Origin of the sequence: Chromobacterium phragmitis, from assembly GCF_003325475.1 — a bacterium.
Taxonomy (GTDB): Bacteria; Pseudomonadota; Gammaproteobacteria; order Burkholderiales; family Chromobacteriaceae; genus Chromobacterium; species Chromobacterium phragmitis.
On sequence record NZ_CP029495.1, the window covers coordinates 418,806 to 431,399 of the forward strand.

General features: G+C 61.7%; 10 protein-coding genes and 2 riboswitches. Of the genes, 1 reads left to right on the forward strand and 9 read right to left on the reverse strand.

Features of this window, described 5'->3' with window-relative positions:
- Nucleotides 1-221: 221 nt before the first annotated feature.
- The 6 genes from gcvP to gluQRS form a co-directional block, all read right to left on the reverse strand.
- A complete protein-coding gene (gene gcvP / locus DK842_RS02095) occupies nucleotides 222-3,074 on the reverse strand; it encodes an aminomethyl-transferring glycine dehydrogenase (protein ID WP_114059878.1) in 2,853 nt (950 codons plus the stop codon).
- 92 nt (nucleotides 3,075-3,166) lie between these two features.
- The gene (gene gcvH / locus DK842_RS02100; protein ID WP_114059879.1) at nucleotides 3,167-3,553 is read right to left on the reverse strand and encodes a glycine cleavage system protein GcvH; all 387 of its coding nucleotides are present in this window, start codon (nucleotides 3,551-3,553) and stop codon (nucleotides 3,167-3,169) included.
- A 64-nt stretch (nucleotides 3,554-3,617) separates the two neighbouring features.
- Nucleotides 3,618-4,706, reverse strand: a complete 1,089-nt coding sequence (gene gcvT, locus DK842_RS02105; protein ID WP_114059880.1) for a glycine cleavage system aminomethyltransferase GcvT — start codon at nucleotides 4,704-4,706, stop codon at nucleotides 3,618-3,620.
- A 40-nt stretch (nucleotides 4,707-4,746) separates the two neighbouring features.
- Nucleotides 4,747-4,845: riboswitch (glycine riboswitch) on the reverse strand.
- A gap of 14 nt (nucleotides 4,846-4,859) precedes the next feature.
- Nucleotides 4,860-4,949: riboswitch (glycine riboswitch) on the reverse strand.
- Between the two features lie 222 nt (nucleotides 4,950-5,171).
- The gene (locus DK842_RS02110) at nucleotides 5,172-6,920 is read right to left on the reverse strand and encodes a glycosyl hydrolase family 18 protein (RefSeq protein WP_198414616.1); all 1,749 of its coding nucleotides are present in this window, start codon (nucleotides 6,918-6,920) and stop codon (nucleotides 5,172-5,174) included.
- A 142-nt stretch (nucleotides 6,921-7,062) separates the two neighbouring features.
- Nucleotides 7,063-8,343, reverse strand: coding sequence for an amino acid permease (locus DK842_RS02115; protein ID WP_168194802.1), 1,281 nt, complete (start codon nucleotides 8,341-8,343; stop codon nucleotides 7,063-7,065).
- Between the two features lie 331 nt (nucleotides 8,344-8,674).
- Nucleotides 8,675-9,571 carry a tRNA glutamyl-Q(34) synthetase GluQRS gene (gene gluQRS / locus DK842_RS02120; protein WP_114059882.1) on the reverse strand — a complete coding sequence of 299 codons (897 nt, stop codon included), beginning with the start codon at nucleotides 9,569-9,571 and terminating at the stop codon, nucleotides 8,675-8,677.
- 92 nt (nucleotides 9,572-9,663) lie between these two features.
- On the opposite strand from gluQRS, the gene fdxA reads away from it, so the two are divergent.
- Nucleotides 9,664-9,987, forward strand: coding sequence for a ferredoxin FdxA (gene fdxA / locus DK842_RS02125; RefSeq protein WP_114059883.1), 324 nt, complete (start codon nucleotides 9,664-9,666; stop codon nucleotides 9,985-9,987).
- Nucleotides 9,988-10,052: 65 nt separating this feature from the next.
- Here the strand turns inward: fdxA and cheD are convergent, their stop codons facing one another.
- From cheD to DK842_RS02140, 3 genes are read right to left on the reverse strand one after another with little or no spacing between them, the layout of a single operon-like run.
- Nucleotides 10,053-10,658 (reverse strand): chemoreceptor glutamine deamidase CheD, encoded by a 606-nt coding sequence (gene cheD, locus DK842_RS02130; RefSeq protein WP_114059884.1) that lies wholly within the window; start codon nucleotides 10,656-10,658, stop codon nucleotides 10,053-10,055.
- On the reverse strand, nucleotides 10,655-11,731 hold the full coding sequence (locus tag DK842_RS02135) for a protein-glutamate methylesterase/protein-glutamine glutaminase (protein ID WP_114059885.1): 1,077 nt from the start codon (nucleotides 11,729-11,731) through the stop codon (nucleotides 10,655-10,657). The genes cheD and DK842_RS02135 overlap by 4 nt, the downstream gene beginning before the upstream one ends.
- Nucleotides 11,728-12,582: a CheR family methyltransferase gene (locus tag DK842_RS02140; protein WP_114059886.1), complete on the reverse strand. Its 855-nt coding sequence runs from the start codon at nucleotides 12,580-12,582 to the stop codon at nucleotides 11,728-11,730. The genes DK842_RS02135 and DK842_RS02140 overlap by 4 nt, the downstream gene beginning before the upstream one ends.
- Nucleotides 12,583-12,594 lie beyond the last annotated feature (12 nt).

The following is a 12,594-nucleotide window of genomic DNA, read 5'->3' on the forward strand; positions in this document are numbered from 1 at the left end:
TATCATCCACCCCTGCTTCTTTCCTGCCCGAGACGCCGCCGCGCGCGCGGCGCGGCCACTAGCTACGTACTACCCCTTAGTGATAGTTCGCACAGAAACAGATGACCACTTAGTTATGATTTCTAAGTGTTTGTACGTAAAAGTTCATGAAACATAAAAAACCCCGGCAAACAACCGTCTGCCGGGGTTTAAAATGACGCGCGCAAGGACGCTGGGCGCGCTTACATATAGCTATCCGTGCTCGGGCAGCTGCACACCACGTTGCGGTCGCCGTAGACGTCGTCGATGCGGTTCACGCTCGGCCAGAACTTGTTTTCCAGCACGTAAGGCAACGGGAACAAGCCCTGCTCGCGGCTATATGGACGGTTCCAGTCGCCGGCGATGTCGGCCTTGCTGTGCGGCGCGTTGACGAGCGGATTGTTGTCCGCCGGCCAGGCGCCGTTCTGCACCTGGTCGATCTCGGCGCGGATGGCGGCCATCGCGGCGATGAAGCGGTCCAGCTCGGCCTTGGGCTCGGATTCGGTCGGTTCAATCATCAAGGTGCCCGGCACCGGGAAGCTCATGGTCGGGGCGTGGAAGCCGTAGTCCATCAGGCGCTTGGCCACGTCCACTTCGGTCACGCCAGAGGCGGCCTTCAGCGGGCGCAGGTCGATGATGCACTCATGGGCGACGCGGCCGTTGGCGCCGGTGTACAGCACCGGGAAGTGCTCGCCCAGACGGATGGCCAGGTAGTTGGCGGACAACAGCGCGTTTTCCGTCGCCTGCTTCATGCCTTCCGCGCCCATCATCGCGATGTACATATACGAGATCGGCAAGATGGAAGCCGATCCGAACGGCGCGGCGGATACCGCGCTCTGGCCTTCTACCGCGCCCGGCACCGAAGCCACCACATGGTTGGCCATGAACGGCGCCAAATGGGCCTTGAGGCCGATCGGGCCCATGCCCGGTCCGCCGCCGCCGTGCGGGATGCAGAAGGTCTTGTGCAGATTCATGTGCGACACGTCGGCGCCGATGTCTGCCGGACGGGTCAAGCCCACTTGGGCGTTCAGGTTGGCGCCATCCATATAGACCTGGCCGCCGTGCGCATGGACAATCTCGCAAATCTGCTTGATGCCCTGCTCGAATACGCCGTGGGTGGACGGGTAAGTGATCATCAGCGCGGCCAGGTTGGCGGCGTGCTGCTCGGCCTTGGCCTTCAGATCGGCGACGTCGACGTTGCCGGCATCGTCGCACTTCACGACCACCACCTGCATATTCATCATCTGCGCGGTGGCCGGGTTGGTGCCGTGCGCCGATTGCGGGATCAGGCAGATATTGCGATGGCCTTCGCCGCGCGACTCATGGTAGCGGCTGATGGCCAACAGGCCGGCGTATTCGCCCTGGGCGCCGGAGTTGGGCTGCATGGAGATGGCGTCGAAGCCGGTGATCGCCTTCAGCTGCGCCTGCAGGCCTTCGATCAGCTCCAGATAGCCCACGGTCTGCTCGCGCGGCGCGAACGGGTGCATATTGGCGAATTCCGGCCAGGTGATCGGAATCATCTCGCTGGTGGCGTTCAGCTTCATGGTGCAGCTGCCCAACGAGATCATCGAGTGATTCATCGCCAGGTCGCGGTTTTCCAGCTTCTTCATATAGCGCAGCATCTCGTGCTCGCTATGGTGGGTGTTGAACACCGGGTGGGTCAGGATGGCCGACTCACGCTTCAATGCGGCTGGAATCGCGTCCTGAGCGGCGGCGTCCAAGGCGGCGATGTCGGCCGGCTTGCCGGTGAACAGCTCGATCAGCTTGGCCAGGTCGGCTTCGGTGGCGGCTTCGTGGAAGGCCACGCCCAGCACGGTCTTGCCGGCGCGGCGCAGATTGTAGCCGGCGGTCAGCGCAGCGGCGTAGATGGCATCGGCCTTGGGCGCGTCCACCTGCACCGTGTCGAAGAAGCGGTCGAACACCAGCTTGCCGCCGGCGGCCTGCACCGCGTGGGCGAAAATGGCGGCCAGCCGGTGGATGCGCGCGGCGATGCGCTGCACGCCTTCCGCGCCGTGGTAAACGGCGTACAGGCCGGCGATATTGGCCAGCAGCACCTGGCTGGTGCAGATATTGGAATTGGCCTTCTCGCGGCGGATGTGCTGTTCCCGGGTTTGCAGCGCCATGCGCAGCGCGGCCTTGCCCTTGGCGTCGATGGACACGCCGATGATGCGGCCCGGCGCCGAACGCTTCATCTCATCCTTGAACGCGAAGTAAGCCGCGTGCGGGCCGCCGAAACCCATGGGCACGCCGAAGCGCTGGGTGTTGCCCAGCGCGATGTCGGCGCCCATCTCGGCCGGCGACTTCAGCGCCACCAGCGCCATCACGTCGGCGGCGACGGCGACGACGCCGCCCTTGGCCTTGATCGCGGCGATGTGCGGCGTCAGGTCGATCAGATCGCCCGCCTCGCCCGGATACTGGAACAGCGCGCCGAAGTAGTCGCCGCTGCCGGCCTCTTCCGGATGGCCCGACACCAGCTCGAAGCCGAAGTACTTGGCGCGGGTCTTCATCACGTCCAGCGTCTGCGGCAGCACGCGGCTGTCGACGAAGAAGCTGACGGACTTGGACTTGGACACGCGTTTGGCCATCGCCATTGCTTCCGCGGCGGCGGTGGCTTCGTCCAGCAGCGAGGCGTTGGCCATTTCCAGGCCGGTCAGGTCTATCACCATCTGCTGGAAGTTCAGCAAGGCTTCCAGGCGGCCCTGGGCGATCTCGGCCTGGTACGGGGTATAGGCGGTGTACCAGCCCGGGTTCTCCAGCACATTGCGCAGGATGACGGCGGGCGTCAGCACCGGGGAGTAGCCCAGGCCGATGAAGGACTTGTTGACCACGTTCTTGGACGCTACCGCCTTCAGCGCGGCCAGCGCCTCGGCTTCCGGCTGCGGCGACGGCAGATCCAGCCGGCGATTCAGGCGGATGTCGGCCGGCAAGGTCTGGTCGACCAGCGCGTCGATGGACGGCGCGCCGACGGCGGCCAGCATTTCGGCGCGTTCGGCGTCGGACGGGCCGATGTGGCGGGCGATGAATTCGTGGCGATTGAAGAGTTCGGAGAGCGACATGCTTGGGACTTCCTTCTTTGCGGCGGCCTGCGCGAGGCCGCGCCGGGAAAAACAACGCCCCGGCGTCTGGCGACGGCGGGGCGGTCAGGCGATCAGGCGCCGATTTCCTTGGCGTAGGCGGCGGCGTCCATCAGCCCGTCAAGATCCGCGGCGTTGGCCGGCTTGATCTTGAAGAACCAGCCGTCGCCGTACGGCTCGTTATTGGCCAGATCCGGCGCGCTTTCCAGCTCGGCGTTCACTTCCAGCACTTCGCCGGCGATCGGACAGTAAACATCGGAAGCGGCCTTCACCGATTCCACCACGCCGGCCTGCTCATCCTTGGCCAGGGTCGCGCCCACTTTCGGCAGTTCGACGAAGACGATGTCGCCCAGCAGTTCCTGCGCGTGCGCGGTGATGCCCACGGTCACGGAGCCGTCGGCTTCCAGACGCAGCCACTCGTGGCTGTCGACATATTTCAGTTCGGCGGGAATGTTGCTCATCTTGAAGTTCTCCAGCTTTAGATCAGATCAATGGTGACGGCAGTCGCCCCGAGGCGTTGCCCGATTATTCGAAAACTTTCTTGCCGTTGCGCACGAAGGGCATCCTCACCACGCGCACGTCGGTCAGCGCGCCGCGCAGGTCCACCTGGGCCGAGGCGCCGGTAGCGGCCGGCACGCGGGCGATGGCGATGGAATGCTTCAGCGTCGGCGAGAAGGTGCCGCTGGTGATCACGCCTTCGCCCACGCCCTCCACCACCACCTTCAGGCCTTCGCGCAATACGCCGCGGCCTTCCAGCACCAGGCCCACCTGCTTCATCTTCACGCCGGCGGCCTTTTGCGCCTCCAGCGCCTCGCGGCCGTTGAACTTGCGCTCGGCCGGTTCCCAGGCGATGGTCCAGCCCATGCCGGCTTCCAGCGGCGACACGGTTTCGTCCATGTCGTGGCCGTACAGATTCATGCCGGCTTCCAGACGCAGCGTGTCGCGCGCGCCCAGGCCGATGGGCGATACGCCGGCATCTTGCAGTTGATTGAAGAAGGCGATGGCCTGATCGGCCGGAACCATGATTTCCAGCCCATCTTCGCCGGTGTAGCCGGTGCGGGCGTAGAACCACTCGCCCTGCGGCAGGCCCTGGAACACTTTGAGCGCGCGGATGGCGTCGGCCAGTTCCGGTCGGATGGAGCAAACCTTGTCTATGGCCTGGGGGCCCTGCACGGCCAGCATCGCCAGGTCGCGGCGCACGTTCAGCGCCACGTCGAAACCGGCCCTCTGGCTCTCCATCCAGGCCAGGTCTTTTTCGGTGGTGCCGGCGTTGACCACCATGCGGTAGCCATAGGAAGTGAGATAGACGATGAGGTCGTCGACGACGGTGCCTTCCGGCGTCAACATGCCGGAATACAGCGCCTTGCCCTCGAAGCCGAGCTTGGACACGTCGTTGGCGATCAGTTTTTGCAGCCAGGCTTTGGCGTCGGGTCCGGTGATGTCGACCACCGTCATGTGGGACACGTCGAACATGCCCGCGTCGGTGCGGACGATCTCATGCTCTTTCAGCTGGGAACCGTAATGAATGGGCATTTCCCAACCGGCGAAATCGACCATCTTGGCGCCGGCGGCGAGGTGGGCTTCATACAGCGGAGTACGTTTCGGGGCCGTCATGGCGCGGTTCCTTGCAGAATAGTGTGGATAGCCTCATCAACCACACCCCTCTGTCCCTGCACCTGAGATTTTCCGGCCGGATAAGCCGTTAGCCCCTTCGGTGGGCATCGCGCGGACGCCGCTCTCCAGATTGCGCGAACCGGCTGCCGCCGGCCCGATGATACAGTCCTTTTGCCTGAGCGATTGCGGGTGCGCTTGCGCCTTCGGCGGCGGCCCAAGGCCGCTCTCTCCTGTATGATCCGGCGATTATGGTGTCAATATCCGAGCCTTGGCAAGCCGAGTTTATTTCCAGATCAAAGCAATACGATAAATGTTTTTTTATGAAAAAAAACGCAAAAAATCATGTAATTTATTTTTCGAAAACCACCGGCATTTCCAAAAAAACAACGGCCGCCCACATGGATCAGGCAGCCACTGGAAGAGCGGGAGCGGCGTGTTCCGCCGCCCAACATCATAAAGCGCAGTTTAGCGCCGGGTAATGCTTTGCAACTCCCTGGGCTCGGTTTCGCCGATATTGCGGAAGGCCTCTTTAACCTTTTCTGCGCCGGTGATGCCCGAAAAATAGAACGGAGCCATATCCACCACTTGCTGCTGCACCCGGCAACCCAGGCCTTCGCGCGCAGCGTTGGTCAGCAAGCCGCTATCGCCATCGCCAGTCCAGACAAACATGCCGCCTAGGCCCTTGGAGCGGGCATACTCGGCCTTGGCCTTCACCGACCGCGGCGTATCCAGCGACATGAATACCTGGCTTTGGCTGTTATACAGGAAATCCGCGTCCGCCACCGTGTCGGTATACAGCTGAAAACCATTGCGGCCGGTCTGATTTTCGAAGTCCATGTACTGGTACAGCACATCCGGCCATTCGGTGGTGCCAGACTCGAAACTACCCACCGTGGTTTGATCCGGGTAGGGCTGATAACTGCCGCGCAACGGCGAAACGCCATCGATCCTGGCGCGTTGCGCGTTGCGGCTGTAGGCGGCATAGCCGAGGAAAATCTTTTTCGGCGCCACGCCCAGGCTCAGCAGGTAGTCCACAGCCTTCGTCGCGGAGTTCTGGCTGGCGTCGGAAGGATTGCCTCGCAAATTGGTGTGATGCGCCAGATGTTCGGCCCAAGGCGTGCCGAAAAAGTCGTAGCACATCACATTGAGGCCTTCCACCCCTGCCGCCAACAACGAAGGAATATCGGCCGCCGCCATCTTGGCCGGTTCGGCGTTGACCGCGATGCTCAAATGCATGGACGGCAAGTGCGCCTTGATTTCCCGGATCAGCGCCGCGAAATTGGGGGCGTCCTCTGGACCGAATTGATTACCCGGCGCGCCCGGCACGCCCGGATATTCCCAGTCGATGTCCAGATCGGTGAACATCGGGAAGGCATCGACAATGCGCTTCAGGCTAAGGGCAAGCACGGTGCGCAATGCCGGCTCCTTGGCGATGTGATGGAAGGCCTGGCTCATGGTCCAGCCGCCCAGGCTTAGCGATATCCGCAGATCCGGCTTGCTCCGCTTCAGCTTGACCAAGGCGCCGAGCAGGCCTTGCGCCCGGTCAGGGTGGAACATGGCAATCGCGTCGTTGCTCACCCAGCTGTTGAAACCGCAGTTGATATAAGACAGCACATCGCCCCAACTGTCGGTGAAAGTGGCCTTGCCGCGTTGATTCGGCAAGTCGGCCGGGCCGCTGGCGATGCCGAAATCGATGGCGGCTTTGTCTATCACCGGCTTCTTTTCCCCTTCGTCGCCGATGATGCCGGCGAAGCCGACCACGATCTTGTCGAATGGTCCCATGGCCTGCAGACGCATCGCATCGGTACCGCGCCCGCCGACCGAATAATTGACACTTGGATCGCCAGGGCCATTCCCATAGCGACTGTCGTATTGCGACCAGTCGGTATAGTAGCAAGCCACTTGAAACTCATTGCTTTCGTACTTATTGAAAACGTTTTTCACCACCCGGCCCGGCGTATAGGAAAAAAGCTTATCTTCAACTGCCGCATCAAAATGATTGACGGCATACGTCTTTTCCGCCGCGCCCAATCCCCACACCTGTCCATTCACAAGCGTGCCGGGATCAGATGAATATACCAGCGCGTCATCTTTCACACCCCGCTTCAGCTGACCGTCATTAGGCATTTTGTTTCCCATACAAGTCATCCTTTTCAGTACGATTTTAAAAGACCGACGAACTGCGAGGAGATGATAATGCCGCGCCCAATCCAATTAAATGCAAGGCTTGGCGAAACTGACCCAAATGCCAGAAATGCATGAATAAATCATTAAATCTTATAAAACCGAAAAATGACCAGGCAAAATAAAACGCGGCAAAACTTGCCGCGTTCGTTTCATTCCAAATCAGACACCATCAATTCGCATGGCGTTCTTTTAGCTGCCAGACATAAATCGGCAAACCCAGCAACAATAGCAACATGCCCCACATAACAATATCGGCGCCAGAACCATACAAGGCCCACAAGGAATAAATAAAGCCAATGCCGGAGAAAAATCCAGGCGCGATGTAATCCTTGGGCGCGAACGCCTTGCCGCGCATCAACATGATGGCGATCAGCGCCATCGAGCAAAACGCATAAGGCAGCAGCGTAGTGGCGGTCGCCAGCAGGATGATGAACTCGAAGATCTTCACCCCGCTGTCGCCGCCGGCGTACTTCATCGCCATCAGAATGGTGACCAGCGCGCTGGATAGCACCAGGCCGAAGATGGGCACGCCGGCCGCGTTGCGCTGGTCGAAACGGCTGGGGAACAGGCCATCCTTGGCCGCGGCCGCCGGCACATGCGCCTGCATCAGGCTCCAGCCGTTGAGCGCGCCGAAGCAGGACACCACCGCGCCGAAGCCCACCAGCCAATAGCCCCAGTCGCCCCACATCAGCCGCGCCGCGTCGGCGAACGGCGCCTGAGAGGCGGCCAGCACATCGACCGGCATCAGCCCCATCAACGATACCGTGGACAGGATGTAGAGCACGGTGGCCAGCAGGGTGCCGATCACGGTGGCCCGCGGGATGGTCTTCTCCGGCTCCACCACGTCGCCGGCCGGCACCGACGCTGACTCCAGGCCGAGGAAGGCCCACAACGTCAGCGCCATGGTGGCGGACAACGAGGACAGCAGCGGCTTGTTGTGCGGATTGAATGCCAGATTATCCGGCTGGAAATGGAAGAAACCGATGAAGGTAACCGCCGCCAGCGGCAACAGCTTCAGCAGCGTGGTCACCACCGCCACCACGCCGGAACTGCGCGCGCCGCGGCTATTGATCCAGGTGACGATCCAGATCAGGCCGATGGCGACGGCGCCAGCCAGCGGCTCGTTATGCCCCAATATCGGGAAGAACACCTGCATGTAGCTGGTGGCCGCCACCGCCAGCGCGGCGTTGCCCGCCCACAGCGCGATCCAGTAGCCCCAGGCGATCCAGAAGCCGGCGAAATCGCCGAAGCCCGCGTGGATGTACGCATACGGTCCGCCCTCTCGCGGCAGGATGGATGACAGGCGGGCGAATACCAGCGCCAGGCAGATGGCGCCGCAGGAGGTCAGCAGCCAGCCCAGCATCGACACACCGCCGAACGGAGCCAACGAAGCCGGCAGCAGGAAAACGCCGGAGCCTATCATATTGCCCACCACCAGGGCGGTGCACATCCAGACTCCGAGCGAGCCCTTCTTTTTAACGGAACTGTTTTCGTTCAAACCTGACTCTCCGTGGGAACGAAAGCATCGCGCGCCGGAGTGATCCCCCCCAGCGTCAGACATGCGAAAAAGGTCAAAACCGCATCGGCAGGCCTATGGGCCATGGCTTCAAGATAGCTGAAGCCGGAACGCTCGGCTGCGTCGCAGCCGGATGCGGCCTGCCGCCGCGCCAAAAAAGGGCGCATTAAAACACAGTTTTGACGTAAAAACATGTCGCATTGACGATTTTTTCAGGAAAAAATCACACCCAAACAAATGCTTGCGTCATTTAATGGAAAAAGCGTCAGGAATGAGGGAGTTGCAAGGGGCCGGCCGGCACCCTGCTTAATGACCAATTCGCCACCGCCCAGCGCCACAGCTCGTCCAAGCCGGCGCAATCGGCCGGAGGCGCGTGGCCCAACAGCGCCAACGCGGTGCCGAGCTGGCTTGCGGCGGCATCCGCCGATATGGCCGGCGCCAGCGTCTGCTTGGACAACTTTTCGCCAGCGGCATTGGTCAACACCGGCAGATGGCAATAGCCTGGCGCGGATAGGCCCAAGGCCTCATATACGGCCAATTGCCGCGGCGTGGACACCAGCAGGTCCGAGCCGCGCACGATGTCAGTGACGCCCTGATCGGCGTCATCCACCACCACCGCGAGTTGATAGGCCCAGAAGCCGTCGGCGCGCAGCAACACGAAATCGCCGATGTCGCGCGCCAGGTCCTGCCGGTACGCGCCCTGCAGCCGGTCGTCCACCACCCGCTCCCCTTCGGCCACGGCCAAGCGCCAGGCCCGGCCCTCGCGGCCGCCGGGACAGCCGCGCCGGCAGGTGCCCGGGTAAACGTAGCCGTCCAGGCCGCGGCGCGCCAACGCAGCGATTTCCTTGCGGGTGCAGCAGCAGGCGTAGGCTTGGCCAGATGCGGCCAACCGTTCCAGCGCGGCGCGGTACAAGCCATGGCGACGACTCTGGTACGCCACCTCGCCGTCCCACTCGAAGCCGAAAGCCTCCAGCGTGCGCAGGATGTCGTCGGCCGCGCCCGGCACTTCGCGCGGCGGGTCGAGATCCTCCATGCGCAGCAGCCACTGGCCGCCGCGGCTTCGCGCCTCCAGATAGCTGCCGACAGCAGTGCTGAGCGAGCCCGCGTGTAGCAGGCCAGTGGGGCTGGGGGCGAAACGGCCCCGATAGAGCGCATTGGACATCTTGAGGATTTTGCCGGAGCGTCGAACGGGCGAATTATCGCTAAAATAACGACTATCCCGAATCACGATCCAGCCTTACTGAGGATACAAGAATGGCGTACGTTGTAACCGATGCCTGTATCAAATGCAAATACACCGACTGCGTGGAGGTCTGCCCGGTGGACTGCTTCCGCGAGGGGCCCAACTTTTTGGCGATCGACCCTGACGAGTGCATAGACTGCTCGCTGTGTGTGGCAGAGTGTCCGGTCGGCGCCATCTATCCCGAGGACGATGTGCCCAAGGGGCAAGAGGCGTTCATCCCTCTTAATGCCGAGCTGGCCCGGAATTGGCCCAGCATCGTGGAGCGCATCGATCCACTGCCCGACCACGCGGATTGGGCCGACGTGAAAGACAAGCTGAAATATCTGGAACGATAAGCCTCTTCCCCCTCCCGCGAACAAGGCGACGCATGCGTCGCCTTGTTCGCGTCCGCGGTCTGGGCTCAGATGAACAGATCGATATCCCCTGTCTTGGACGCCTCGCCCTGATCGATGATGCGCCCACGGTATGGTTGCTCCTGCTTGACCGCCGTGCTGTTTCTCTTCATTTTTTTAATCAGCACCTTTCCAGTGGCTGTGAAGAAATACACCTTTCGCGCGCACTCGCCCAGCAAGTCCTCCGCCAAGACTGGAATTTGCTCATTGGAAAGATAGCTGCGGATGAAGTTGGTGTTGCGCTCGCCGACGTTCACCACAGTCATGCCCTCCAGCACGTTGCCGGCGCCGAATATCTTGGCTTCCAGCCGATTGCGCATCGCGCCCAGCTTCTGCATGTCGGTGATCAGCAACTCCATCGCGTTGACGCCGAAACGCGCCGCAGACGCGCCGCTGCCCAGATCCAGCGATCCTTCCGGCAGAAGAAAATGGTTCATGCCCGCCACGCCGGAGATGCGATCGCTGAGGCACACCGCCACGCAAGATCCCAGCAGCGTCACCAGCAGTCGCGACTGGTTGGTGGCGTGGAATTCGCCGGGGAACACTTTGACCGCCATGATCTGGAAATGCTTGTCGTAATAGTGATGGCTGTTCATCCCGTCGACATGGTTCATGTAATCGCCCTTTCGGCATGATTCTGCAGACACTCGACCACCTTTGCCGCCAACCGGCCCAGTGGATGCACATGCATCACCGCGCCAACCTTGAACGCCTCCCTCGGCATGCCATACACCACACAGCTAGCCTCATCCTGGCCGAAGGTGACCCCGCCGGCCTTGCGCATCTGCAGCATTCCCAACGAGCCATCCTTGCCCATGCCGGTCAGGATCACGCCGACCGCATTCTTTTTCAGATGCTGGGCCGCCGACTCGAACAGCGGGTCGACGGCTGGCCGATGCCGATTGACCTTCTCCCCTTGGTCCAACGCTATCCTGAACCCGCCCCCCGAGACCGGCGCCACCCGCATATGGGAATGGCCCGGGGCGATGTAGGCGACGCCGGCGCAGACCGCCTCCCCATCCTCGGCTTCCTTCACCCTCATCGGACACAGCCTGTTCAACCTCGCGGCGAAGCTGAAGGTGAAATGCTCCGGCATGTGCTGGACGATCAGGATGGGCGGCCCCTCCGCCGGCATGCCCATCAGGAAATCCTTGATCGCCTCGGTGCCGCCGGTAGAGGCTCCGACAAACACCAACACGCTCTTTTTCAATACCGAGCCGGCAGGCGGCGGAACGGGAGGCGCCTGGCGAAAACGCTGGGGCTGCTGCAACTTGGCTGCCGCGGCTGCCCTGAGCTTCTCGCGTATCTCCTCCGCATACTCCTGCATATGCCGCGCCACATCATCCGCCGGCTTGTGGATGAAATCCACCGCCCCCAGTTCCAGCGCGGTGAGCGTAGCCTCGGAGCCGGTATCCGTCTGTGAGGAAATCATCAGCACAGGCGTCGGACGCAGCCTCATCAGTCGCCGCAAAAACTCCAGTCCGTCCATCCGCGGCATTTCCACGTCCAGCGTCACGACGTCGGGATCGGTTTCCCTGATCTTCTCTCTGGCGATGAAGGGGTCGGAGGCGGTCGCCACCACCTCCATGTCTGGCGCTTCGTTGATGATGGCGGTCAACAGACTGCGCACCAGAGCGGAGTCGTCAACCACAACCACCCGTATTTTCCTCGCCACGACTGGACTCATCCCCCTCTCTCCTCATCATTTGGATGCGCCAGCTTGTAGCTTGTCCGGCCGCAACCGACGAAGGCGTCGGTCAGATGCACTATGTTTTCCGAATGGCCCAGCAATAGCAACCCGTCCGGCTTCAGGCAGGCTGCCATCTTGCCCAGTATCTCCGTCTGGGTGGGCTTGTCGAAATAAATCATCACATTGCGGCAGAAAATCACGTCGAAGCTGCCGATATCCGGCCAATTCTGCGCCACCAGATTGAACTGAAAAAAGGATACGGCATCCCGGACCTGCTGCTTGAGACGGATCTTGCCCTCATTGCTGCCCACTCCCCGATCGAAGTATCGGCGCAACAAAGCATCGGACACTTTTTCCGCCCGCTCCCTGCCATACACGCCCAACGCCGCCTGTTGCAAGACATTGGTGTCGATATCGGAAGCCAGCAATTGAAACGACCCGCCGCCCGGCTCCCTCCATTGCTCCAGCAGCGTCATGGCGATGGAATACGGCTCCTCGCCGGTGGAGGAGGCCGAGCTCCAAACCCGAAACGTTTCACCGGGCTTCCGATGCTTCCTGGCATGCTCGCTCAGGATGTCGAAATGATGCGTCTCGCGGAAAAACGAGGTCAGATTGGTCGTGAGGGCATTGATGAATCCCTGCCACTCCTCGCTCTCCTCGCTGTGCTGCAGCATGTCCAGATAGTCGGAAAAGCTGCGCAAACCACGAGAGCGGACTCGCTTGGCCAATCGGGCATAGGCCATGTGAGTCTTGGAATCGCTGAGCGAAATGCCCACCCGCTGGTAAATCATCTCGCGAACCCGCTTAAAGTCGTTGCGGGTGAACTTGAGCTCCGTCCCGTCAGCCATCCCCCGCCCCCT